This is a genomic window from Pyrobaculum neutrophilum V24Sta (assembly GCF_000019805.1).
In the GTDB taxonomy this organism is placed as follows: Archaea; Thermoproteota; Thermoprotei; order Thermoproteales; family Thermoproteaceae; genus Pyrobaculum; species Pyrobaculum neutrophilum.
This window is the reverse complement of sequence record NC_010525.1, coordinates 1,561,092-1,584,493: the sequence shown is the minus strand read 5'-3', so window position 1 is coordinate 1,584,493 and position 23,402 is coordinate 1,561,092. Positions and strand designations below refer to the sequence as shown.

The window sequence follows — 23,402 nt, the reverse complement described above, 5'->3', positions numbered from 1 at the left end:
TGATGAAAAGAATCGCGCTGTTCTGGCTTATCGTAGCCGCTCTCGCCGTCGGATGGGCCGCCTCAGCGGCCTATGCCCCCCGGCTCGCGGTGGAGGGTGTAATGTACTCAAGCATCTTGGCCCTAGCCTCCGTTGGTTTAACCATGACCTATCAAACTACCAAAGTTCCCAACTTCGCCCATGGAGCTGTGATGGGCATCGGGATTCTCGCCGCCCTCGCGCTCAGCCAGAGGTTTGGACTTTCGCCATATCTCGCGGGCCTGGCCGCCCTGCCCTTTGCGGTAGTAGCCTCGGTGGCTCTCTACTACACCCTCATGCCGATCTACAGACGCGGCTCGTCGCCCATAATTCTCATGATGGCGTCTATGGCCTACAACATCATACTGCTCGGCGCTCTAAACGCCACCGCAGACTACCTGGGGAGGGCGTGGGGGGTATTCACCAGGAGCTACACGCTTAGGGGAGCCGACTTCTCCATAGGCGATGTCCAAGGCCTCGCGGTGGTCGGCTCGTCCATGGTGGCAGCCGTCTCCATCGTGATGTACCTCTTCCTAACTAAGACAAAGCTCGGCGTCGCCCTTAGAGCTGCCGTAGAAAACGAGGAGCTGGCAAGATCCCTCGGCATCAACGTAGATAGAGCGTACCTAGCGGCGTGGGCTATAGCAGGCGCGTTGGCGGGCTACTCAGGGTCGCTACTCACCCTGTATCTCACCGTGGAGCCGGACACAGGCTGGATGATGTTGGCCGGCATCTTCGCGGCGAGCATAGCAGGCGGCCTCAACAGCGTCTTTGGGGCGGTTTTGGGGGCGTACCTCATGGGCTTCGTGGAGGTGCCCCTCGCCACATACGCCGCATATGCCGTCGCCGTAGAGCCATATCAACTACTCCAGTATAGACCTCTGTTGCCCCTAATCGCCGTGGCCGTCTTCCTTATCGTCATACCGCAGGGGCTGACGTCGCTTAGGAAGAAATGAGACCTCTGGCCCTAGTCGGCCTCTACGTCTACGGGCTCTCGGTAGCGGCCGTAGCGCTGTCGGGACTAGACGTAGTCTCGTACATCCTCGGCACCATCGTCGACGTGGCTATATTCGCCATAATCGCCCTGTCTATAAACCTCGAGGCGGGGGTGGGCGGCATACCGAACTTCGGAAAGGTGCTCACCGTTACAGCCGGCGCCTTCATAGTCGGCGGCGTGGTGTCTAGGTTAGCCATGTCGATCTACGGCGTCAGCGGGGATTTCGTCTACGACAACCCCACGATAGTGTCAAACCTGGCGAAGGCCATGGACCCCCAAGGCGCCCTACTGCTGCTAGCCCTCTCTCTCCTGTTTTCGCTCGCCGCAGGTGCCGCCATAGGCGTAGCCATGTCTCTACCCGCCGTGAGGCTTAGGGAGGACTACTTAGCCATCACCCTGCTGGCCTTTGGAGACGTCCTCTTCTATGTCGGCAGATACTACGAGCCCTTCGTCGGGGGGACATTCGGGGTTTCTATACCGCCGATACTGGAAAAGGTGTTCGGAGGCGGCTTCTCCAGATACTTAGGTGCGGCGGTGTTAGCCGGGGCGGTAGCTCTCGCGGTCTACCTTGTGCTGGATAGGTTGGTGAACTCGCCATACGGCAGAGCCCTTAGGGTCCACCGGGAGGACCCCGAGCTCGTGGAGGTGTTCGGCCGCAGAGCCACGGCGCTGAGGCTCTGGGCCATGGCGGTAGGCGGCGCAGTTTCAGCGACGGCGGGCGCTCTATATGCCCTCTACGCCGGGGCGGTACACGCCAGCTCCTTCACCAGGATCACGTTCACGTTCTACCCCTGGCTCATAATGATCCTAGGGGGGATGGGCAACAATCTGGGGGTTGTCAACGGCGTCTTTATCTTTGTCACACTGCGCCGGCTGATAGACATGTACAAATACGAGCTATCCTCTATACTGGGCTTTGACCCAGTCTGGTTGGCCTACATGTTGTTCGGCGCCCTGGCCCTGGCGATTATCGCCGCCAAGCCGGAGGGTCTGATCCCGGAGGAGCAGACCCCGCTCGCAAAGAGGAGGAAGATCCAGAGGAGTGGTGCGGCCGCCGGGATTTGAACCCGGGCCCGCCCGTTGAAGGCTCTGCGAGCTGTCTTCAGCCGGGCGCTCTCCCGCTGAGCTACGGCCGCTGTTATACTGAATTTGGATGTTTTTAAGCTTTTTACGACGGCGGCGGTTTCCACACGCATTGCTTTATCTATAGTGATATTTCATTCGAATATTCTCGAATTGCGGCTATCTAGTTTTTGAAGTGCATTTAGGTGAATATATAAACAGGTAGTAGAGCTCGTCCATGCTCTGGGCTTTCCTAATCACAGCGGTAGCCCTAATCGCGGCCATGTTGAGGACGAGGGATAACATACTGGCGGCTATCTCCCTCACTTTTCTCGGCGTAGTGGTGGCCGGGGCTATCTGGGCCCTCTACCCAACGCTGTCGGTTGCGTTTATACTTGTGGCCTTGGTGTATGTAGTGGCCGCCCTCACCCTGGTCATCGTGGCGGTGGCCTCCATAACGGAGAGGGGGGCTTCCGCCGAGCTTAGACCAGCCGCGCTGGCCGCCCTTGCCGCGTTGCCCATGGCCCTCCTGCCGGGCGCCCAGCCGCAGACGCCCAACGCCGTCCTCGACGTGTGGATCATACCTATCTCCGCCGCGTTGCTCCTCTACGCCTTCATAATAGCGGCGAGGTTAACCCATGATTGAGGCGCTTCTTCTAGTCGCCTTGCTGGCGGGGGGCATGGCCATAGTGGCCGCGGCCAGGTCGCTGGTCCGCGTCATAATTGGGGCCGAGGTAGCCACGATGGCCGGCATATGGGGCGCCGCCTTGTCGGGAGACCTATCGCTGGTAGCCGCCGCCACAGTCGCCGGGGTAGCCGAGACCGTCCTCATGGTAGCCACGCTGTTTAGAGCGGCGAGGGAGGGCTATGTATAGCGAGGTGTTTATACTGGCCACCGCGCTGTCCGCCGCCCTGGCGCTGGCGGCGCTTAGGCTTGGCTACCCGGCCGCCCTCGCCTCCATAGCCTCCATGTTGCTGTTCCTAGCCCCCGGCTCCGCCGTCTTGGTGACCCTCCCCTACGTGGGGGAGGTGGCCGTGGCCATGGACGGGCACAAGCTACCCTTTGTGGCGGCCTCGGTTCTGTTGGGCCTAATAGTCACCTTCTACGCGCCTCGGTATCTAAAACATCTAGGCGCCCCCAACTGGTACTACGGCGTCCACGCCCTCTACGTCCTCTCCTTCGTCTACATCGTGTTGTTTGAAAACCTCTTCTTCGTCTTCCTGGCGCTGGAGCTCAGCATTGTGACGAGCTTCCTCCTCATATGGTACTTCGGGTACGGCAATAGAAGGTTCGTGGGGCTTCTCTACTTCGTCTGGGCCCAGATTGGGTCGATACTCTTCTTAATAGGGGTCGCCCTCACCGGCAGGTTTACCGCCAGCGGCTTCGAGACGGCTCGCCTAGCTTTCGACTTAGCCACCTTCCTCGTGTTGCTAGGCCTTCTGGTGAAGATGGGCACGGCGGGGGTCCACTTCTGGCTACCCTATGCACACGCCGAGGCGCCTACTCCCCTCAGCGCGCTCTTGTCGCCTATACACGTGGGCCTCATGTCCTACTGGATATGGCGTCTCAAAACCGGCGCAGGTTGGCCGCTGGAGGCCCTGTTTCTATACGGGCTGGCCACCGCCGTCTACGGCTCCCTGCTTGTGTTTAGGGAGACAGACTTCAAACGCGCACTGGCGGACTCGACAGTTGCCAACATGGGTCTTCTGTTGGCGGCGGCCTCCATCCCGAGGGACTTCAGCTATACAGCTACCGCGCTCCTCTTCGTGGGCCACGCCTTCGCCAAGGCGGCTCTCTTCATGTTGGCAGGCATCTACATCGTCTCGTTGCACACAAGGGAGATAGGCGCCGCTAGGTGGGACCGACACCTCCTGGCCGTCGGGATTCTCGGCTTCGTGGCGCTGGCCGGCCTCTTCGGCATAAACCTCCTGGGCAAGGCATACGTCGCCGCGGGAGTGCCCGCCACCTTGTCGGCGGCAGCGCTGGCCGTCTTCGCGCTTCTCTCCACCGCGGTCTACAGCTTCTACTTGCTTAACCAGCTGTACAGAGCCGGCGAGGCGCAGGTGGAGTACCCGCCCGACATGTACGCCGCCGCTCTGGCGGCGGCCGCCACGCCCTACGTTCTGCTGGCGGCTTTGCCCCTATGGCTACGCTAGAGCTACTCCTGGCGCTTGCCTACGCCGCAGCGCTGGCCGACCTCCTAGCCGCTAGAGGCTACGCCGCGGTGGCCGCAAGCGCCGCCTTTCTCCTAGGCGTACTCCTCGGCGTTGCCCCCTCCACTCCATATCTAACGGCGAAGTACTGGGAGCTTGCTGCCTTCGTTGCCGGCATCTACCTGACCATCGTCGTCTACTCCCACTTCTACATGAGGGGCTTCGAGAGGCCGGGCTGGTTCTGGGGGTGGATGGGTGTGTTCTTCGCCTCCATGGAGCTGTTTCTCCTCGCCGACCACTGGGCCCTCCTGGTGGTGGGGTGGGCTGGGCTGGACCTAGCCAGCTGGGGCCTCATCTTGACGTATAGAGACGGCTACGAGATGGGCTACGTGGGCGATGGGGAATACGCCGCCGGGATGAGGTGGCTGTGGCCTCCCTCCGCGTCGGCCCTGCGCGCCATTTTGACCGTGGAGGTGGGCACCGCCGCCCTCCTCATCGGGCTGGCCGCCGCGGCGGCTCAATACGGCGATTTCATGAGCAAGTGGGGGCCTCTGGGGGACGTGGCCGCGGCACTTATACTGCTCGCCGCCTTTGTAAAAGCCGCCCAGCTGCCCTTCACCGACTGGCTTATGACGGCCATGTCGGCCCCAACGCCAGTAAGCGCACTGTTGCACAGCTCCACCATGGTGAAGGCGGGGCCTATCCTCCTCCTCAAGCTCGGCGACGTCATGCCCCACTGGGCTGCTGGGGTTGCCCTCGCTGTGGGGGCCGCAACCGCCTTCGTCTCCGGCTTAATCGCGCTGGGCCAGAGGGAGCCTAAGCTCATGCTCGCCGCGTCGACCGCCTCGTACCTCGGCATGATCACGGCACTGGCTCTTGAGAAGCCCCACGAGGCGCTTCTCCTCATATACGCCCACGGCTTCGCCAAGGCGACCTTGTTCATGGCCGTGGGCCACGCCATCCACGCCAGCCACAGCCGCTTTCCCGAGGAGTACCCCCTGGCCGCCAAAGCCGCCGTGGCGTTGTCCATGCTTACGCTCCTCGGCATAACGCCCCTGGGCGCGCTGGCTAAAAACGACGCGCCGCTGTGGACCCTCGCGGTTTCGGCGCTAACCGCGGGCTACCTCGGGAAGCTACTGAGGAAGCCGGCGGCGGCCGAGTGGGAGCCCATGTGGGTGCCCTACCTCGCGCTCGTCGTTGCGCCCAACTTCCTACTCTTCGCGTTGCCCAAGCCGGTTCTGTTCCTCTCCCTGGCCGGCCTAGCGCTGGCGTTCGCTGGCGAGCCCGCCTTCCTCAAGAGGAGGCTCTATCTGCCCGTTCTGTTCGACCGCGTGGGGCCCGCGCTGTATAGGGCGCTCTGGAGGGCGCTGGCGGGCTTCGACGGTTTCGTCGACAGAGCGCTGAGAGCCGCTGCCCCCGGTTGGCGTCTCTTGGTAGACGTGGTGACGGTGGTCGATTGGTTGGTCGACACCGCGCTACACGGGGGCCTTGTGGACGCCGTGCGCAGAGCCTCCGTGAGAGTGTCTGGGCTGAGGCTGGACTACTACCTCTACGTCGTCGGCATAGCAGTTGCCTTCTTCTTGGCTGTGGCGCTATGGCGGGCATAGAGCTCATCCTGCCGGTGTATTTCGCCGCGAGGGTGGCGGCGGGCTTCGGCAGGTGGGGCGCCGCCGTCGACGTGGCCTACGTCGCGTTGCTGGCCTTCCTCATGTGGCAGATCTCCCCCCTGTACCTCCTCTCCCTCCCCTTCTACCTGGCGGCGGCCGCTGTGGGAGGCGGCGTGTTTAGGGACTACGCCGGCTTCGCCTCGGCGCTCTCCCTCACGGGGGTCTACCTGATGTTTCTCCCTGCGGCATATCTAAAGGGCTTGGGGTTCGTGCTTGCCGTGTTGGCGCCTGCGGCGCTTGCGGCGACGGCTAGAGATAGGGGGAGCCTCGAGGGGTTCTTCAGATACATGGTGGTGTCGGTGTTCGCCTCCTCTTTCCTATTCATCGGCCTGGGACAGAGGGGGGCGCCCGTCGGCGAGGCGTACATCCTCCTGGCGATTGCGCTGGAGCTGGGGGTGGCGCCGATGTTCCTCTGGGTGCCGGACGTATACGGGAGGACAAACGCGGTGGGGCTCGCCATTTTGGCCAGCCTGCCCAAGCTGTCTGCGGCCTTCGCCCTGTTGGCGTTTATGCCGAAGGCGCCCGCCCTCCTCGCGCATGTACTCGGCGCTCTGTCTATGGCTACGGGGAACTTGGGCGCATTGACCAGTGCCGATGCGAGGAGGATACTTGCCTACTCGACGGTGGCCCACTCGGGCTTCGCCCTCTTTATATACCCGGCGTCACCCGAGGTGGCCTTAGCGCTAGTCCTCGCCGACTCCTTCGGGAAGATGGGCCTCTTCTACGCCCTCGGCTCAGGCGGCCCGCGCTGGGCGGCGAGGGTCCTGGCGCTACACCAGATCGGCCTCCCGCCGTTGTTCGGATTCTGGCCTAAGGCCTTGCTGGTTCTGCTAACTGCGGAGAGGGTGGGGCCGCTGTTTGCCCTATATGTCTTGGTCAACGTCGTTGCCGTCGCCCCCTACTACTTCAGGCTGATGGAGTCAATCCCGGAGGGCCGTAGCGCGTTTCCAGCCGCCGTCGGCGTCGCCGTGGCGGCCCTAGGCGCGGCGGCTCCGCTCTGGCTTATCTATAATGTTAGTTCGTTATTGTAACATAGATTTTCTACTAGGTTAACCATAGAGGTAGTTGGAAACAGAACTAAATATTTATTAGGACCGCACGGAGGGTTATACATGCGGGTTGAGACGATCTGGCTTGGCCGCGGGGGCCAGGGCATCGTCACGGCCACCTACATAGTCGCCAACGCCGCCGTGATAGACGGCTTCTACGCCATTGCCAACCCTGAGTTCGGCGCGGAGAGGAGAGGCGCGCCCGTCAAGGCCTTCCTCACGATAGATAAAAACCCCATCGAGGATCAGGAGCCGATTAAGACTCCCGACGTCGCCATCATATTCGACGACAAGCTCATCGACCCCATGAGGTTCGCCATTGACGCCGTGAAGCCCGGCGGCTACGTCATCGTAAACAGCGCTAAGCAGCCCGAGGAGGTGCGGAAGCTGGTGGGGAGAAACGACGTCTACGTGGTGGTGCTAGACGCTGTCGGCATCGCCATGAAACACGTGGGTCTCCCCGTGCCCAACGGCCCGCTGGCTGGCGCCTTTTCCAAGGTGATGGGCTTCCCCAGGCTTGAGTCGATAAAAACCGCGTTTGAGAACCAGCTGGGCAAGGCCGTTGAGGAGAACTTCGCCGCCACGAAGGAGGCCTACGAGGTGGCCGTTGTCCTCAAGCCCGAGAAGGTGGACGCCTCCGCGAAGCCGAAAGGGGTAATATCCACCACGTCGGCCTTCCTAACCGGGCCCTACGAGCTTGTGGGCTGGCAACAGGTGAATAAAGGCGGCGCCGTCGGCCCCGGCAGTAGCTTGCCGTATCTCACAGGCGGCTGGAGGATAGAGAAGCCCATTATAGACCACTCCAAGTGTATAATGTGTAGGAAGTGCTGGCTGTATTGTCCAGACGACGCCATAATAGAGGCTTGGAGGGAGGCGCCGGGGCCTAGAGGCCGCGTCTTTAGGACCAAGGCCATCGACTTCGACTACCAGTACTGCAAGGGGTGTGGTGTCTGCGCAGAGGTCTGCCCAACAGGGGCAATACAGATGGTGAGGGAGATATGACGGCCCAAGCCCTAGTCCCGAGAGAGAAGAAGATAGCCCAGAAGAGGATAGCGCTGACGGGCAACCACGCCGTTGCCCTAGCCGTCAAGATGTGTAGACCCGAGGTCATCGCGGCCTACCCAATCACTCCGCAGACCCCAGTGGTGGAGAAGTTGGCCGAGTATGTAAACAACGGCGAGCTAGACGCCGAATATATACCAGTGGAGAGCGAACACAGCGCGATGTCTGCCTCCATAGGCGCCTCCGCCATGGGCGCCCGTACCTTCACAGAGACCTCCTCCCAAGGCCTAATGCATATGTACGAAAACCTCCCCATCGCCGTAGGTTTAAGATTACCGATAGTCATGGGGGTAGCGGCGAGGACGATATCTGCGCCTATTAATGTATGGGGCGACTACAGCGATGTGATGACCATGAGAGAGTTAGGCTGGATCATATATATAGTCCAAAATGCCCAAGAGGCCTTTGATACGATTATACAGGCATACCGCGTTGCAGAAGACCAGAGGGTCCACCTACCCGCCGTGGTGGCCTACGACGGCTTCTGGACCAGCCACGTCCTCCAGCCGCTCGACGTGCCGGAGGACGAGGAGGACGTCATGAGGTTTGCCCCCATCACCAGATCTTGGGTTAAGCTAGACGTGGACAACCCGCTCCAGCTAGGCGCCGTGGGAACGCCGGAGTGGTACTGGGAAGTGAGGTGGCAGGCCGCAGAGGCGCTGAGGGAGTCTCTCAAGGTTGTAGAGGAGGTGGATAGAGAGTTTGGCAAGTGGTTCGGCAGGAGCTACGGCCTCTTCCATACATACAGGCTGGAGGACGCCGAACTCGCCATAGTGACCTACGGCTCCATATACGGCTTGGTGAAGAAGGTAGTAGATAGGCTTAGGGAGGAGGGCGTCAAGGCCGGCGCCTTGAGACTACGCGTCATTAGGCCCTGGCCCGGCCACCAGTTACGTAAGGCCCTTGACAGAGTAGATAAGGTCTTCGTAATAGATAGGGCGATCAACCACGGCGGACCTCTTATAGGGCCAATGGCAACTGAGGTTGCAGCTACTCTGCAGAGGCCTGTCTACAACGCGTTGGCGACTATCGGCATGAGGGCAATAGACAGCGACATGATATATGAGGCGGCTCTGAAGGTGGCCAAGGGGCTGTGGGCCCCCAACCAGACCTACACAATCGGCTTGAGGGGCGGCTATGAGTAGCGGAGGCCGCTTCGCCAAGATCCCCGTCTACATCCGAAAGAACTACATGGTGAAAACTGCGGTAAAGGCTGCTGAGGAGTACGAGGGCCAGTACGAATATGCAACCTTTGAGCTTCCAAATGAGGAGCTCTTCCTGCCAGGGCATGGGCTTTGTGCCGGCTGTACTATCGGAGTAATTGCAAGACACATGCTGAAGGTCTTCGGCCCAGACACCGTCGTTGTAAACGCCACGGGCTGCGCCGAGGTCTCTACGGTGGTCTACCCGCGCACCAACTGGGCTGTGCCGTGGATCCACGTCGCTTTTGGAAACGGCGGATCGGTTGCCTCTGGCATAGAGGCCGCGATCAAGGCGTTGAAGAGGCGTGGCGTTATCGACCCCAGTAGGAAGATAAACGTGGTTGTCTTCGCCGGCGACGGAGGAACTGCAGACATCGGCTTCCAAGCCCTCAGCGGAATGTTGGAGCGGGGCCACAGGGTGATCTACGTCATGTACGACAACGAGGGCTACATGAACACCGGCATACAGCGGAGCGGGACGACGCCATTCGGCGCCTCAGCCACCACATCGCCCGCGGGCAAGGTGGTGCCAGGCAACACGAGGCATAAGAAGCCCATGGCGGCTATCGCGGCCGCCCACGGAATTCCCTACGTCGCCACGGCGAATCCCGCCTACGTGCACGACATGGTGTACAAGTTCAAGAAGGCTATAGAGGTGGACGGCCCCTCCTTCATACACGTGCTACAGTCCTGTACCCCAGGCTGGCGCTTCGAGCCCAAGTACGCCATCAGGGTGCTGGAGCTGGCCACAGAGACGGGCTACTGGGTGAACTACGAAATCGAAAACGGCGAGTTCAGAGTCACACTGCCGGTGCCCAGGAGGAAGCACGTCAAATGCTTCCTGCAGCTCCAGGGCAGGTTCAGACACCTTAAGCCAGACGAGATAGAGTACATACAGAAGGTGATTGACCGCGACGTGGAGGAGATCAACCGGATCATGGGAAGGGAGGTCATAGGCCCCGTCGACCCATCTCTTCCCTGCCTCACCGAGCGGAAATGATTGCCCACCTAAAGATGTTTGGGGTTGCGCTGAAGTACGTCTTCCAACGCCCCATCACGGTTAGGTGGCCGGAGGAGAGGAGAGACTACGGCGACAGGATGAGAGGCTTCATAGTGAACGACCGGGGAAAGTGCATAAGTTGCCAGCTGTGCGAAGCGGTCTGCCCCGCCAAGGCCATAAAGTTCCACCTTGAGGCAGATGGGAGGAGGTACCCCGGCATCGACTGGGGCCGTTGCATCCTCTGCGGCTACTGCGTCGACGCATGTCCAACAGGATCCCTCAAGTACGTGAACAACACGGAGATAGTCTGGACCGATCTGAACGTATACCGTAAACCTGCCGAGATGGACCCCGACGACGTTGCCCCTCTTGCCGGCACAAAGTCACTTATATAAAATTAAGTTTTCTGTAGACGTAGAAAGGGTATACGCCTATATCAAGAATACAAAGATTTTAACCACTCCCGATCTAGGCACATGTCCATCCCGATGGACATACTGGCGGCAGTGGTGTTTCCAGGGGTACTAGGCGTCTTCGGCTTTTTAGTGGTGGCCATCTGGCTGGAGAGAAAGCTAGTAGCGAGGATCCAGTGGCGCTACGGGCCTCTCTATGTGTCCAAGAGCGTTGGGGGCTTCCTCCAGCCGATCGCCGATCTGGTTAAGCTCGTCTTCTCGGAGCTGGTTCTGCCGGCCCACACCAACAGGCTTCTCTTCGCCGCGACCCCGATTTTCCTCTTCTTTGCGGAGGCCGTGCCCCTTATCTTCATAGCGCCGGCGCCCGGCCTCGTCATCGCCTATCAGCCGTATGGCTTAGCCATCGCCCTCGTCCTAGTCTTGCTGGTGGCAGTGCTGGTGGTGACTATGGCTTGGACGGAGGCCGACAAGTTCACCTACATCGGCGCGGTGAGGGAGATCTTGTTGACCGCGGCCTATGAGGTGCCTCTCCTCTTGGCCGCCCTGGCCATGTTTATCCTCTACAAGTCGGCTGACCCATACGGCGTAGTGGAGGCGCAGAGCGGCCTCTGGGGCGTCCTCCTGAACCCGCTGGCCTTCGCGGTATATCTAGTGGCCCTTCTAATGTCCACCACGAGGCTCCCCTTTGAGATACCGGAGGCCGAGCCCGAGGTTGTCCTCGGGCCCTATACGGAGTACGGCTCCACCCTCTTCATCTACGCCTTCGGCGCAAACTACGTCAAGCTCTACACCCTGTCTCTACTAGGCGCCGTCTTGTTCCTTGGCGGCTGGGCACCCGCCGCCGGCCTCCTAGGCGCCGCCGTGACCGCCACGAAGATGGCGGTCTTTGTCTTACCCGCCCTACTGGTTAGAGCCGTCTACCCCCGCTACAGGATAGACCAAGCGCTTAGGCTGGGCTGGGGCAAGCTACTGGCCCTCTCGGCGGCGGCCGTGGCTTGGTCAATCGCCGTGGATCTGCTATGGTAGCGGTCGTTGTCTTCGTAGCGCTCTTCCTCGCGCTCCTACTTGCTCTGGTGTTGATCAGCTACCTCCTGGCGCCCCGTAAGCCCTCAGACGTTAAACACAGGCGGTTCGAGGCAGGCGGGCCGCCTTACGGCACAGTGCAGAGGAGGCTGGTGATGCAGTACATCGGGTACATATACCTAGTGACCGTGGTCGAAGCGGCGCTGGGCCTCGCCATAGTGGCCGTTTTAACGAACAACTACCCCCTCCCCCTGGCGCTGTCTATAGCCCTCCTCATGGCCGCGGTCGCCGCGGTTGTTGCCCGTTATTACAAGACGCTGGCAGACGCCAGAAGGTGGGGCGGAGGCGCCCGTTAGACAGTTGGCGAGCGCTCTCCTCGAATTTGGCGAATTTTTAATTATATAAAATTTCAGAAATTCTTATATAAAGAAAAAGAGTGTGGGATAATGAAGGGTGCAATCTCCCAGGCCGTTTCTAGAGTAGCTAGGTGGGGCACTAAGTGGAGCCTTTGGCCGCCGCATCTGGTCACGGCGTGTTGCGGCGTCGAATTTGCACACGCGTTCGGCTCGGCCTACGACGCGGAGAGGTTCGGCATGTTGCCCATGGGTAGCCTCAGGCAGAGCAACATCCTCATCCTTGAGGGCACCATAACGCTTAAGATGGCAAAGTTTGTAAAATACATATACGACCAAATGCCCGAGCCTAAGTACGTCATAGCCATGGGGGCCTGCGCCATCAAGGGAGGGGTCTTCTACGGTAGCTACCACATGGTGCCCGCCTCCAAGGTGGTCCCAGTCCACGCCTACATATCAGGTTGCCCGCCTACCCCCGAGGCGGTTCTAAAAGCCGTTGAGAAGGTCCAGGAGCGGATCAGCCATGCAGAGAGCTGAGTGGCCCTTCAACCTGCAGTTCGGCAACACCTTCTACGTACAGAACGAGGAGGAGCTGAGGGGAGGCGAGAGGGGGCTGGTGGTGGTGGTCGGCCCGCAACACCCCGGCTCGGGCCACATGAGGCTGTTCGTGGTGCTAGACGGCGACATCATAAAGGAGGTGGTGCCGGACCCCGGCTTCGTCCATAGGGGCGTTGAGAAGCTGGCTGAGAACAGGCCCTACTGGACCCTCATCCCCCTGGTGGAGAAGGCCTCGATTATGGACAGCATGAACATAACCCTCCCCATCACCCTAGCTCTGGAGAAGGCCCTGGGCCTGGAGCCGCCTCCCAGGGCGAAGTATCTAAGAACTGCGATGGCTGAGCTTTCGCGGATAAGGACGCACCTCTACGACCTAGCTCTGCTGGGGATATTCCTCGGCCACTCCACGGCCTTCATGTGGGGCTTCGCCCTCATGGACCTATACGCGGAGGTCTTCGCCAAGATCACCGGGGCTAGGACGACCGTGGCCTACCCCGTCCCAGGCGGCGTTAGGCGGGACGTGAAGAGGGAGCACATAGAGGCTGTGGAGAAGCTGCTGAGGAAGACCGAGGAGAAGCTCAGGGACTTCAAAACCGTCTTCCTCGACAACCCGGTGACTAAGGCCCGACTGGAGGGAGTCGGCGTTGTGGACGCAAAACGCGCCGCCGAGCTGGGGGTGGTGGGGCCCTTCGCCAGAGCCGCCGGGATAGACCACGACGTTAGAAAGGCCGCCCCCTACGACGCCTATCCGGAGCTGGACTTCGAGGTGGTCACAGAGAAAGCGGGCGACGCCATGGCCAGGGTGTTGGTGAGGTGGAGGGAGATGTACGTCTCTATGGACATCGTGAGACAGGCGCTGAAGAACCTGCCCGAGGGCGACGTGATAGACCAAGCGCTACTCTTTAAAAATCCCGAATACCGGAGAGAGGGCATGGGAGGTGTCTTGGGCGTATACACCTACATGTACCCCGAGCCCGGCGAATACGCCGCGGTCGCCGAGGCGGCTAGAGGCGCCACCTACATACACCTGTGGACAACGGGAACCCAGAGGGTCTACCGGATGAGGTACGTCACCCCGAGCTGGCGCAACCTAAAGGCCATGGCGGAGGCCATGAGAGGCGAGAGACTCGCCGACATGCCCGCCGTGTACATGTCATTCGGCTACTTCCCACCAGAGGCGGATAGGTGAGTATGCAGATCCGCCTCTTCGACCTAGACCAACGCCGGGAGGTCATAGTCGACATAGACGGCAAAGCCCACGTCACAGAGCTGATAAGACGCCTGAAGGAGATGGGCGTCTTGAGACAAAACGAGGCGGCTATGATAGGCGTCCCACTCGACGAGAAGAGGATAGCCTACGTACCAGCCGCAAACGTAGAACAGCTAGTGGCCTACGCCAACCAGAAGAAGACAGTAATCGCCTTCAGACGATACCCGCTCTACGGACTCACCACCACATAACCCCTCAACAGACTTAGCTCCAAACCCAGTCAAACTGGAAGCAACATGGCTACACACGCGCCTACCACATACCATAGATGTAGATAAACGGCGGGAGAAGATTCCCCTGGTTGCTACAGACGTCTGGTGAAAAGCTATCGCGGACTCTATACCTGGTTAAAGCCGCCTGCCTGCAGACGCCAGCCTAGGGTGTACACAATCAACTGGCACTTGCACTACATGGCACATCTCTACAAACCCATGGCGGACTTGTAAATAGCCGTATGAACATCAAAGTCTCCGTGGACAGATAATTCAGCCATGACGCCCAGGTACGACAGAGGCGAGAAAAAGACAGCAGCCCCCTAAAGGGCGGGGTTTTTAGGGTAGTTCTCTTCTTGATGATGAGAAAAATTCTGTATTTCTGGCGCAGGCGGAGGGCTTAAATACGTGTACATGTCTACGGCGGTGGGGGGTGTCTCATGAGGGGCTGTGCCCCGACCGGGCCTGCTCCTGGAGGTGGGCCGCGTGCCCTCCGGCCCCACGACCCCGCGCCCGAGGCGCCGGCAAAGGCGCGGGCGGGGAGAAGTGCCTAGGCGCGAGCGGCAGCGGTAATCAGCAGTGAGCGCCTTGGGGCAAACGGTTTAGCCCATCAGTCCCCAGTCTGGCACTTTGAAGTCTTTGCGTAGTGGGTAGAGGGGTTTGCCTGTCTTTTCGTCTATGCAGCAGTCTGGGTCTAGTAGGAAGCGTTTGCCCATGTGTTGGTTTCCTTCGAACCATATGCCGAACATCTCGTGGCACTCCCTCTCGTCGTAGTCGGCTGAGGGGTATATGTCGGCTATGGAGGCTATCTTGGGGTCGTTGCGCGGGATCTCGGCTCTGACGTGTAGGAGCTGGTTTTTGAGGTCGGGGTTGAGGTATGAGGCGTAGACGTACATCACCAGGAACTTGCCCTCTGCCATGTAGTCCATCGCGCTTAGTGAGAGGACGTGGTCGAAGCCCAGCTCCTTCAGCTTGGCGGCGACTTCTCTAACCTTCCCAGGGGGCACCATGAGGCACAGGTGGCCCTCTGGCGTTACGCCGTGGCTCAGGAGGGCGTCCCCCAGCGCTGTCCTCAGCTTCTCGAGCAGGGGGTGGTCGGCGGGCGGCGGGCACTTGGGTGGGGCTTTGACCGCCATACTACGCCGCCTGGGCCGCCGGCTTCTGTTGTGGTTTTGGCGGAGGCGGTAGATACGGCGTTAGATCTACCTTGGTCGGCTCGATGTACGGCCCCGGCTGGCCTTTTATCTTGTTGTGGAGCATCATGAAGGCCCTTATCACGGCCTCGGGCGTGGGCGGGCAACCTGCTATGTAGACGTCCACTGGCAAGACCGTGTCTACCTGAACCACGTGGTAGGAGTTCCAGAAGAGGCCTCCCCTTACGGCGCATGCGCCCATGGCGAGGACGTACTTCGGCTCGGGCATCTGCTCATACACCATCTTTAAGACGCGGGCCATCTTCCTGGTTATGGTCCCCTCCACCAGTATGACGTTGCTCTGGCGCATGGTGTGGAAGGGCAGAACGCCCCACCTCTCCGCGTCGAAGCCAGGGCCAGATGTGTGAGCCACCTCGACCCCACAACAGGACGTTACCAGGTGGACAGGCCAGAGACTCCACCGGACCCCCCACTTGAACAGCTTCTCCAGCTTAGCCTTCCTCATGAGAAACTCCCTGAGGGCTTGGGACATGTATCCACGGTTGAAATTCCTTTAAATATGTTCTTACTTACTAAAGGGTGGCTGGATGGTTCGGCGCCGATGGGGTGAGGATTAGCCCTACATGAGGACCGCCGGCCTTCCTTTTCCGGCAGGGGGCGCGGAGCCGCCCGCAGATGGGCCGCGGCGGCGCTCGCCGTTGGGGGCCACGCGCTGGCCACTTAGGCCGTCTTCGTCACCGCCGGAGACGTCGTGAACGGCTACCGCCGTTGTCGCCCCACGCCGTGTTCAAACAGGCAAGCCCGTAGCGGCGTCGGCAAGCGGCGCCGTGGAGGCGCTATCTAACCCGCCGGACTCAGCCGCCGCGGGCCGGCGTAATTTTCGAGGCTTTCTACGCGCCGGGCCGCCGCCATATGGGAGGTAAGAACCTACATACGGCCAAGCGATGTGGGGCGCCGAGGGTTTGTAACCTACCAAGCGACATAGGTGATCTTCTGTGATATCTCCCGGCCGAGCGCGTCTAGTCTTCTCCAGTCCTCCTCCGAGAGGGTCCAGCCGGCTGCCCCCGCGTTCTCCTCAGCCTGCTGTGGGGTCTTGGCCCCCGGTATCGGCACCACGGAGGGGTCCCTGGTTAGCCAGTTAAGCGCTATCTGGGCCGGCGTTTTGCCGTAGGCGGCGGCGAGGCGCTTCAGCTCGTCTATCAGGGGCTGGACGAGCCTTAGGTTCTGCGGGAGGAAGAGGGGGTCTGCCCTCCGCACGTCTTCAAAAGTTGGGGGGCTCTCCGCCGAGTACTTCCCAGTTAGGAGGCCCTTGGCCAGGGGGCTCCAGGCTATGAGGGCTATTCCCTCCCTCTTGAGATACGGCAGAAGCTCCTTGTCGGCTTCTCTCTCCACCAGGTTGTACCTGTTCTGGGACGTGGCTATGTCTACCCTGGAGAGGCAACTCCGGGCGTAGTCGAGGAGCTGGACCGGGAAGTTGCTCACCCCTATGTACCTCACAAGGCCCCGGTCCACCAGCTCCTCCAGCGTCTTCATAGTTTCGCATATGGGCGTGTTGTGCCAGCAAGCGGGCCAGTGCACTTGATATAGGTCGATGGCGTCTACGCCGAGTCTCCTCCGCTGGTTCTCCGCCGAGGTCAACACGTCAGCTCTCCGGAGCCAGTCGCCGTGGATCTTCGTGGCTATATACACGTGCCCGCGGAGGCCCAGCTCCTTTAGCGCTCTTCCGAGGTACTCCTCGCTCTTCCCCCTCCCATATACGGCAGCCGTGTCGAAGAAGTTTATCCCGGCCTCGGCCGCCTTTGCCACGACGGCCTTGGCCTGCTCGTAGGTTATGGCGCCCCAGGCGTCGCCGGAGAACTGCCACGCGCCGAGCCCCACCCGCGACACCAACATATCCGTTTTCCCAAGCCTGACCTTGTCCATGCCTCACCGCAACCGCCCATAGAAAAGCTTTATAACCGGCCTCTTTTGTGTACTCGGGCGGCGGTCGTCTAGCTGGACGGGACGGTGGGCGTGCCCACCGCCCCGGAGTAGGATGGCGGCCTTCCACGCGGGGGGCGAGGAGAGCCGTTGATCCCGGGTTCAAATCCCGGCCGCCGCATGTTACTTTAACCTAACGCCGGTCTTCCAGGAGGAGGTCTAGGGATTTCTTCTCCAGGTTGGTCAACGCGTTTAGGAGTGCTCTACACCCTGCCGAGTCGCTTCCGCGGCACTTCCTGTAGCGCGCCAGCGCCTTCTCCGCCAGCTCCCCGCCGACGGTGGGGTCCCTCCTGGCCAGGGCCTTCAACACGGCGACTGTCTCCGTTACGCACTCCACGTCTGGGCCTTGGCTCCTCTCCACTGTGCCGTCTCGCTTGTAGGTGGTGAGGTAGACGGAGCATGTGTCGTGGTCGTAGGACATCTCCACCTTCTCGGCTTGGGCGCCCACTAGCGCTTTTACCCCCGCCGTGAGGGCCTCCTCTATCCCGGCTGCGTATCTGAGGAGCTTTAGGCCGAGTCTTACCGACTTCTTGTCCAGGCGCCCCAGTAGCTTGTAGGCGACTCTCTTGAGGTCCACTATCTCCTCGTAGGTCAGCTGCTTGGGGTCCTTGTCCAGTATCTCGTCCACCCGGTCTAGGTCCTCGGCTGTAAGAGGCCCCGTGGCCGATAGGCTCTTCAGCGCGCCGGCCTCGGCCTGGCTTATGATGCCCTTCGAGACGAGGAGGGAGGTGAGGAACTCGACGAGTACGTAGTCTCTCTCCCTCTTCCTGATGACCTCGGCGTAGAGTGGGATGAGGTATATCTCGAGGGATTTTATGAGGCGGTACATGATCAGACCTAGGGCGGCCACGGCGGCTGAGAGCACCGCCACGAAGAAGAAGACCAGATCCACGGCACATCCACCTGCTGTTTATAAAAATGTTTTATAAACGGTCTTTGGGGGCTTCCATGAGCTGGAATTTGGTGGTGGCCACTGGTTGGCGTCAGGAGAGGCTGTGCATGGAGGAGCTCTATAGGGTGGGCGACATCGTTGGGAGGAGGGTGGAGGAGATATGGTTCACGGGGTTCGACGGACTTCTCACGGCTAAGGTCGAGGGCGACCCAGTTGAGTTTGTAAAACTCCTCATAGAGGTGGTGAGGAGCGGCTACTACATCCCGAGATACATACTGAGGGCCACCCCAATAATGGTCGTGGTGAAGACTGACCTAGACGAGATACAGAGGGCCGTGGGGGAGCTGGCTAAGGCCCACATCGGGCCCGGCGAGAGCTTCAAGATCGAGCTCAAGAAGAGGGGGGTTAAGTTCGACAGAGCCGCCGTCATCGAATACGTCGCTAAGGCGGTGGAGAGGCGGGTGGATCTGACGAAGCCGGACAAGGTGGTTTGGATCGAGATGTTTCCAAGCAGAACCGGCGTCTCGGTGATTAGGGAGGAGGAGAACTTCTCCTTGATGAGGGCTAGGTCGGCGACATGAAGGAGGCGTACATAGAGGTGGGGGGCAGGAGGGTTAGGTATCTTGCAGGCGGCTCGGGGAGGCCCGTAGTTCTTCTACACGGCTGGTCCTTCAACGCGGACACCTGGGCTGAGTGTGGTGTCTTCTCCAGGCTGGCGGAGCGCTATTCCGTATACGCCGTCGATATGCCGTACGGCGTGAGGACAAAAAGCGAGAGGTTCTCCGCGCCTCGTCGGGAGTACGCCAGGTTTCTTAGGTCTGTCCTCGACGCGTTGGGGTTGGCGGATCCGCCTCTGGTTGGGCCAAGCGCCTCGGGGGAGGTGGTGCTGTGGTATATAGCCCAGCGGCTCCCCACCAGAGCCGCTGTGGTAGTGGGGCCCGTCGGTCTGACTGAGGAGCTTCTGTCAGGCGTTGCGGAGGCCGACGTGCCTATTTTGGCCATCTGGGGCGAGAGAGACGAGGTGTCGCGCCCCACCGACGCGCTGAGGGGGCGGAGGGTGAGGAGGCTGATCCTGGAGGGGGCCGGCCACGCGGCCTACTTAGACAAGCCTGGGGAGTTCGCCGACGCCGTCTTGGCCTTCCTGGAGGAGTTCTACCAGCCGCTGGGCTAGCTGAACAGCTTGTCTGGTCTCCCGCGGGTTGTGGGTTCTAACGGCGTGGGCGCCGTGTAACACGGCGGCGACCTCGGCGGCGAGAGACGCCGGAAGAACCTCGTCGGGGCTTTCCACGCCTGCGATCCTCCTCAGGAAGGACTTCCTCGAGACGCCCACGAGGATGGGCCGTCCCAAGGCCCTCAGCCTCTCTAGCTTTGCCACGAGGTAGAGGTCCCACCTCCACCAGGGCCACCGCTCGTCTCCGTGTCTATACTCGCCTCTTACCGTGTGGGGCTCGTCCCTGGGGGGGAGGAGGGGGAACCCTATGCCGGGGTCGACCGCAACCCTCCTGGGGTCGACCCCGCATTTTTCGAAGTGCTCCAGCGACTCCCTCAGCGCGTCTAAAACCCTCGCGACTGGGTCTGCCCCGGGTCTTGCGGCTCTCTCCCTGGCTACCAAGACGGCCGAGGCGCCGTGGTCCGCCACGATTCTGCAGATGTCGGGGTACAGCTTGCCGCCCGTCACGTCGTTTATGATGGAGGCGCCTGCCTTAAGCGCGTAGGCCGCCACCTGAGGCCTGTAGGTGTCTACGCTCACCGGCACCTTCAGGTTCTTCACAAGCTCGGGCAGAACGGCCTTTAGCCTCTCCAGCTCCTTCTCCGGAGGTATCCAGCTGTCGAGGTAGGGGGCCGTGGACATGGCCCCTACGTCGATTATATCGCTGTGTTTCTCCAGCTCTAGAGCTCTTTCCAGGGCGTTCTGGAGGGCCACCGACCCCTTGTAGAAGGACTCGGGGGATATGTTCAAGACGGCCATGATCCTCACAGGTCTGCCGTCGCCTAGTTTAACGCCCCCCAGCTCCCCCTCTATTTTATCCACATCAACTATATATTTCTGCTGTAAATAAAGATTATGCAGAAGATTATTCGCGGAAAGACCTACATATTTGAGGGGGAGTTGCCAGAGGAGGCGGCTACACTACTGGAGAAGTGGGGCAAGCTGGCGAAGAAGGGCGAAATCGCCGTCTACTCTATAGAGAGCGGCGAGATCAGGGTGAGGAAAGTCGCCGAGGGGCCTACCTACTCCGCGAGGAGGATCCACGTACAGCCGACCTGCGGATGCGTGTTGGAGCTGGAGGAGCTGAGGGATTTCGAGCAGATGAGGGTCTCCTACAGGGTCGTCGCCAAGAAGCTCTGCAAGGAGCATCAAGCTTAAGTTTGTACTTCGCCTCCCTCCCGTGGGCAAGATCTACGTCGAGACCTACGGCTGCTGGCTGGCCAAGGCGGACGCGGAGGTGGTTAGGCAGAGGCTGGGCCTTGAGAGGGCGGACAGCCCCGAGGAGGCGGACTTGGTACTGGTCTACACCTGCGCAGTTAGGGAAGACGGCGAGGTGAGGCAGCTCGCGAGGATCAGGGAGTTGGCTGGGCTGGGGAGGAGGATGGTGGTCGCCGGCTGCCTGGCGAGGCTTAGGCCCTACACCGTTAAGTCGGCCGCGCCTGGGGCAGAGCTGCTGTACCCCTCCCAGGTGGAGGGGGGCCGGGAGAGGGAGATGAGGAGGTTGCCGAGGTACGAGGGCGGGGTTGTCTACGTGGCGCCTCTGCAGGTGGGTTGCCTCGGGAACTGCACCTTCTGCGCCACGAAGTACACGAGGGGTGGCGCCGGCTATGTAAGAAGCGCGTCTCCCGACGACGTGGTGGCGCACGTCAGAGAGGCCGTGGCCAGGGGGGCGCGGGAGGTGTATCTAACCGGCCAAGACGTCATAACGTACGGCTTCGACGCGGGGTGGAGGGGCGGCTGGAACCTGCCCGACCTCCTGGAGAGGATTTTGAGGGAGGTCGAGGGGGACTACAGGGTGAGGATCGGGATGTCTGAGCCCTGGGTCTTCGCGAAGTTCGCAGACCAGCTCCTCGACGTGGTGAAGAGAGACGGGAGGGTCTACCGCTACTTCCACCTCCCCGTCCAGTCGGGAAGCGATAGAGTGCTCAGGGCAATGGGGAGGAGGTACACCGTTGGCGAATATAGGGAGTTGGTCCGTAAGATAAGGAGGGAGCTGGGAGACGCCTTCATCGCGACGGACATAATAGTGGGGTTCCCCGGGGAGGCTGAGGAGGAGTTCGTGGAGAGCGTTAAGCTCGTGGAGGAGCTGAAGTTCGACAAGGTGCACGTGGCGAGGTTCAGCCCCAGGCCTTTCACCGAGGCCGCCGTCATGCCTAGGCAGGTTCCAGACGCCGAGAAGAAGAGGAGGAGCAAAATCCTTTCTGAGGTGGCGGCTAGGGTAGCCCTCCTTAGAAACGGGGAGCGTGTGGGGAGGCGGGAGGTGGTTCTCGTGGACGAGGTGGACCACGGCCTGGTGGTGGGGCGGGCAAGCGACTATAGGCAGGTGGTGGTGAAGAGGGGCGCCGGCGATGAGCTGATGGGCCGGTTTGTAGACGTGAGAATCGCCGGGGCTGGCCCCGTCTACCTCTACGGCGAGATTCTAGAGTAGCGCCTGCTCCCAGGGGTACCTCCTGGCGGCCTTCTGGCTCCTCAGCTCCTCCAGCCTCTTGAGGAGGTTCTTCACCTCCTCCTCCGTGTATTTCCTAAACAGCGGCTTTACTTCGCCGAGGGGGGCCCCGGCCTCCGGCGGCTTGTAGGCCTCCTCCCAGCTGGGCTGCCTCACCCCCAGCATCCTCCAGAGCTCCTCTGCGCTTCTCGGCGTGACGGGCGTTAGACCCGCCGCCAGCATCTTAAGCGACCAGTAGGCCCGGTACATGACGGCGTTTGCAGACTCGCGGTCTCTGCGGAGGAGGTCCCAGGGGGCTCTGGCGTTGAGGTACCTGTTGCCCTCCCTGGCTATCTCCACAACGGCGTGTAGCGCGTCTTTAAGCTCTATCGCATCGTAGTGCCTCTCGGCTTTTTTGAAGAGGTCGGTCGCCTTTGCAACGAAGTCCTCGTCCTCCTTCGCCGGCGTGCCCGGGGGCGGCACGGCGCCGCCCATCCTGTTTTTGATAAGGGTCAGCACCCTGTTTACGTAGTTCCCGACGTCGTCGTTCAACACCTTGTTTATGACCTCCAACGCGGCTTGCCAGGTGAAGTTGGTGTCGCGGTTCTCGGGCCTCATGTATACGAGGACGAAGCGCCAGTAGTCCGGAGGCATGAGCTGGAGGGCCTCGTCTATCCATATGCCCCACCTCCTGCTCTTGGAGAACTTGTCCCCCTCGTAGAGGAGGTACTCCGTGGAGGCGGTGGTGGTGGGCAGGGCGTAGCCATCCCCGTTTGCGAGCAGCAGGGCTGGGAGTATTATGACGTGGAAGGGTATGTTGTCCTTCCCCACAAAGAAGACGATCTTCGTGTCTGGGCTCTTCCAGTATCGCCGGAGGCCCTCCTCGCCCTTGAGCTCAGCCACCGCAGAGATGTAGCCGAGCACCGCCTCGAACCACACATAGATGGTTTTCCCCTCGGCGCCTGGGAAAGGCGCCGGTATGCCCCACCTGTTGTCCCTCGTGATCGCCCTCGGCTTGAGGCCCTCCTTCAGCATACCGAGAGACATCTCCTTGGCGTTGGGGGGGAGGTGTGGGTTCTCCTCCACGTACCTCCTGATTCTGTCCTCGAGCCTCCTCAGGTCTAGGTACCAGTGTCTGGTGAGGCGCCACTCCGGCTTGGAGCCGCATATGGCGCACCTCGGCTCAACCAGCTGCTTGGGGTCGAGGAGGCGGCCGCAGTTTTCGCACTGATCCCCCCTGGCTCTCTCGTAGCCGCAGTAGGGGCATCTCCCGATGATGAACCTGTCCGGGAGATATATCCTGTCTCTGGGGCAGTAGGGCACCTCCTCCTCCCTAGTGAAGATGTAGCCGTTGTTGTATATCTTTAGGAAGAAGTCCTGGACGAACTTGATGTGCACATCGGAGTGGGTGTGGGTGTAGAGGTCGAAGGATATGTCCCACCTCTTGAAGAGCTCCGCCACTATGTTATGCATCTTCGCCGCGTAGTCGGCGGGGTCTACCCCCAGCTGGATGGCCTCCACCTCAATCGGCGTGCCGTGCATGTCGCTACCCGAGACGAACACGACGTCGTGGCCGCGGAGGCGGAGGTACCTGGCGTATACGTCGGCCGAGAGGACGGATCCTATCAAGTTGCCCAGGTGGGGCACCGTCTGTACGTAGGGCCAGGCCGACCCGATTACGTACTTCGCCACGTGCGATGC

At 60.9% G+C, this 23,402-nt stretch carries 26 protein-coding genes and 2 tRNA genes; 21 read left to right on the top strand and 7 right to left on the bottom strand.

The features are described 5' to 3' along the window. Positions 1-2 precede the first annotated feature (2 nt). Both TNEU_RS09125 and TNEU_RS09120 read left to right on the top strand, forming a co-directional pair. Complete coding sequence (locus TNEU_RS09125) at positions 3-974, top strand: branched-chain amino acid ABC transporter permease (protein ID WP_012351141.1); 972 nt, start codon at positions 3-5, stop codon at positions 972-974. Beyond that, complete coding sequence (locus tag TNEU_RS09120; RefSeq protein WP_012351140.1) at positions 971-2,080, top strand: branched-chain amino acid ABC transporter permease; 1,110 nt, start codon at positions 971-973, stop codon at positions 2,078-2,080. The genes TNEU_RS09125 and TNEU_RS09120 overlap by 4 nt, the downstream gene beginning before the upstream one ends. On the opposite strand, the gene TNEU_RS09115 is transcribed toward TNEU_RS09120, so the two are convergent. Then, positions 2,059-2,151: transfer RNA gene (locus TNEU_RS09115), tRNA-Phe, on the bottom strand. The genes TNEU_RS09120 and TNEU_RS09115 overlap by 22 nt on opposite strands. 164 nt (positions 2,152-2,315) lie before the next feature. Here TNEU_RS09115 and TNEU_RS09110 point away from each other — a divergent pair. The 14 genes from TNEU_RS09110 to TNEU_RS09045 all read left to right on the top strand — a co-directional run bounded on the left by TNEU_RS09110 (position 2,316) and on the right by TNEU_RS09045 (position 14,019). Beyond that, positions 2,316-2,723, top strand: a complete 408-nt coding sequence (locus tag TNEU_RS09110) for a hypothetical protein (RefSeq protein WP_012351139.1) — start codon at positions 2,316-2,318, stop codon at positions 2,721-2,723. Further along, positions 2,716-2,952: a hypothetical protein gene (locus TNEU_RS09105; RefSeq protein WP_012351138.1), complete on the top strand. Its 237-nt coding sequence runs from the start codon at positions 2,716-2,718 to the stop codon at positions 2,950-2,952. Before TNEU_RS09110 ends, TNEU_RS09105 begins: the two co-directional genes overlap by 8 nt. Continuing rightward, positions 2,945-4,234, top strand: a complete 1,290-nt coding sequence (locus tag TNEU_RS09100; RefSeq protein ID WP_012351137.1) for a complex I subunit 5 family protein — start codon at positions 2,945-2,947, stop codon at positions 4,232-4,234. The genes TNEU_RS09105 and TNEU_RS09100 overlap by 8 nt, the downstream gene beginning before the upstream one ends. Then, the gene (locus TNEU_RS09095) at positions 4,222-5,838 is read left to right on the top strand and encodes a proton-conducting transporter transmembrane domain-containing protein (RefSeq protein ID WP_012351136.1); all 1,617 of its coding nucleotides are present in this window, start codon (positions 4,222-4,224) and stop codon (positions 5,836-5,838) included. Before TNEU_RS09100 ends, TNEU_RS09095 begins: the two co-directional genes overlap by 13 nt. After that, positions 5,826-6,929: a proton-conducting transporter transmembrane domain-containing protein gene (locus TNEU_RS09090; protein ID WP_012351135.1), complete on the top strand. Its 1,104-nt coding sequence runs from the start codon at positions 5,826-5,828 to the stop codon at positions 6,927-6,929. Before TNEU_RS09095 ends, TNEU_RS09090 begins: the two co-directional genes overlap by 13 nt. A gap of 81 nt (positions 6,930-7,010) precedes the next feature. Next, positions 7,011-7,949 carry a 2-oxoacid:acceptor oxidoreductase family protein gene (locus TNEU_RS09085; protein ID WP_012351134.1) on the top strand — a complete coding sequence of 313 codons (939 nt, stop codon included), beginning with the start codon at positions 7,011-7,013 and terminating at the stop codon, positions 7,947-7,949. After that, positions 7,946-9,154 (top strand): transketolase C-terminal domain-containing protein, encoded by a 1,209-nt coding sequence (locus tag TNEU_RS09080; protein ID WP_012351133.1) that lies wholly within the window; start codon positions 7,946-7,948, stop codon positions 9,152-9,154. The genes TNEU_RS09085 and TNEU_RS09080 overlap by 4 nt, the downstream gene beginning before the upstream one ends. A gap of 46 nt (positions 9,155-9,200) precedes the next feature. Further along, on the top strand, positions 9,201-10,211 hold the full coding sequence (locus TNEU_RS09075) for a thiamine pyrophosphate-dependent enzyme (RefSeq protein ID WP_012351132.1): 1,011 nt from the start codon (positions 9,201-9,203) through the stop codon (positions 10,209-10,211). After that, positions 10,208-10,606: a NuoI/complex I 23 kDa subunit family protein gene (locus TNEU_RS09070; protein WP_012351131.1), complete on the top strand. Its 399-nt coding sequence runs from the start codon at positions 10,208-10,210 to the stop codon at positions 10,604-10,606. Before TNEU_RS09075 ends, TNEU_RS09070 begins: the two co-directional genes overlap by 4 nt. 81 nt (positions 10,607-10,687) lie before the next feature. After that, complete coding sequence (gene nuoH, locus TNEU_RS09065; protein ID WP_012351130.1) at positions 10,688-11,650, top strand: NADH-quinone oxidoreductase subunit NuoH; 963 nt, start codon at positions 10,688-10,690, stop codon at positions 11,648-11,650. Next, positions 11,644-12,003 (top strand): NADH-quinone oxidoreductase subunit A, encoded by a 360-nt coding sequence (ndhC, locus tag TNEU_RS09060; RefSeq protein WP_012351129.1) that lies wholly within the window; start codon positions 11,644-11,646, stop codon positions 12,001-12,003. The genes nuoH and ndhC overlap by 7 nt, the downstream gene beginning before the upstream one ends. Positions 12,004-12,093: 90 nt before the next feature. Continuing rightward, on the top strand, positions 12,094-12,537 hold the full coding sequence (locus tag TNEU_RS09055) for an NADH-quinone oxidoreductase subunit B (RefSeq protein ID WP_012351128.1): 444 nt from the start codon (positions 12,094-12,096) through the stop codon (positions 12,535-12,537). Continuing rightward, on the top strand, positions 12,524-13,747 hold the full coding sequence (locus TNEU_RS09050) for an NADH-quinone oxidoreductase subunit D (protein ID WP_012351127.1): 1,224 nt from the start codon (positions 12,524-12,526) through the stop codon (positions 13,745-13,747). Before TNEU_RS09055 ends, TNEU_RS09050 begins: the two co-directional genes overlap by 14 nt. A 2-nt stretch (positions 13,748-13,749) precedes the next feature. After that, positions 13,750-14,019: a hypothetical protein gene (locus TNEU_RS09045; protein WP_148682436.1), complete on the top strand. Its 270-nt coding sequence runs from the start codon at positions 13,750-13,752 to the stop codon at positions 14,017-14,019. Between the two features lie 623 nt (positions 14,020-14,642). On the opposite strand, the gene TNEU_RS09040 is transcribed toward TNEU_RS09045, so the two are convergent. The 3 genes from TNEU_RS09040 to TNEU_RS09030 form a co-directional block, all read right to left on the bottom strand. Continuing rightward, the gene (locus tag TNEU_RS09040; RefSeq protein WP_012351125.1) at positions 14,643-15,176 is read right to left on the bottom strand and encodes an NADH-quinone oxidoreductase subunit C; all 534 of its coding nucleotides are present in this window, start codon (positions 15,174-15,176) and stop codon (positions 14,643-14,645) included. Position 15,177: 1 nt separating this feature from the next. Next, positions 15,178-15,726, bottom strand: a complete 549-nt coding sequence (locus tag TNEU_RS09035) for an NADH-quinone oxidoreductase subunit B (RefSeq protein ID WP_012351124.1) — start codon at positions 15,724-15,726, stop codon at positions 15,178-15,180. A gap of 437 nt (positions 15,727-16,163) precedes the next feature. Continuing rightward, complete coding sequence (locus tag TNEU_RS09030; protein WP_012351123.1) at positions 16,164-17,117, bottom strand: aldo/keto reductase; 954 nt, start codon at positions 17,115-17,117, stop codon at positions 16,164-16,166. 57 nt (positions 17,118-17,174) lie between these two features. On the opposite strand from TNEU_RS09030, the gene TNEU_RS09025 reads away from it, so the two are divergent. Further along, positions 17,175-17,295, top strand: a tRNA-Gly gene (locus TNEU_RS09025). A gap of 12 nt (positions 17,296-17,307) precedes the next feature. On the opposite strand, the gene TNEU_RS09020 is transcribed toward TNEU_RS09025, so the two are convergent. Beyond that, positions 17,308-18,066, bottom strand: coding sequence for a hypothetical protein (locus TNEU_RS09020; RefSeq protein ID WP_012351122.1), 759 nt, complete (start codon positions 18,064-18,066; stop codon positions 17,308-17,310). 56 nt (positions 18,067-18,122) lie between these two features. Here TNEU_RS09020 and TNEU_RS09015 point away from each other — a divergent pair, with 56 nt between their 5' ends. Both TNEU_RS09015 and TNEU_RS09010 read left to right on the top strand, forming a co-directional pair. Beyond that, complete coding sequence (locus TNEU_RS09015) at positions 18,123-18,647, top strand: THUMP domain-containing protein (protein ID WP_012351121.1); 525 nt, start codon at positions 18,123-18,125, stop codon at positions 18,645-18,647. Continuing rightward, on the top strand, positions 18,644-19,237 hold the full coding sequence (locus tag TNEU_RS09010; protein ID WP_012351120.1) for an alpha/beta fold hydrolase: 594 nt from the start codon (positions 18,644-18,646) through the stop codon (positions 19,235-19,237). Before TNEU_RS09015 ends, TNEU_RS09010 begins: the two co-directional genes overlap by 4 nt. Here the strand turns inward: TNEU_RS09010 and TNEU_RS09005 are convergent. Further along, positions 19,166-20,098 carry a dihydropteroate synthase gene (locus tag TNEU_RS09005; protein ID WP_012351119.1) on the bottom strand — a complete coding sequence of 311 codons (933 nt, stop codon included), beginning with the start codon at positions 20,096-20,098 and terminating at the stop codon, positions 19,166-19,168. The genes TNEU_RS09010 and TNEU_RS09005 overlap by 72 nt on opposite strands. Before the next feature lie 33 nt (positions 20,099-20,131). Here TNEU_RS09005 and TNEU_RS09000 point away from each other — a divergent pair, with 33 nt between their 5' ends. Next, positions 20,132-20,434 carry a hypothetical protein gene (locus TNEU_RS09000; protein ID WP_012351118.1) on the top strand — a complete coding sequence of 101 codons (303 nt, stop codon included), beginning with the start codon at positions 20,132-20,134 and terminating at the stop codon, positions 20,432-20,434. A 22-nt stretch (positions 20,435-20,456) separates the two neighbouring features. After that, the gene (locus tag TNEU_RS08995) at positions 20,457-21,704 is read left to right on the top strand and encodes a tRNA (N(6)-L-threonylcarbamoyladenosine(37)-C(2))-methylthiotransferase (RefSeq protein ID WP_012351117.1); all 1,248 of its coding nucleotides are present in this window, start codon (positions 20,457-20,459) and stop codon (positions 21,702-21,704) included. Here TNEU_RS08995 and metG read toward each other — a convergent pair. Then, positions 21,696-23,393, bottom strand: a complete 1,698-nt coding sequence (gene metG, locus TNEU_RS08990; RefSeq protein WP_012351116.1) for a methionine--tRNA ligase — start codon at positions 23,391-23,393, stop codon at positions 21,696-21,698. The genes TNEU_RS08995 and metG overlap by 9 nt on opposite strands. Positions 23,394-23,402: the final 9 nt, after the last annotated feature.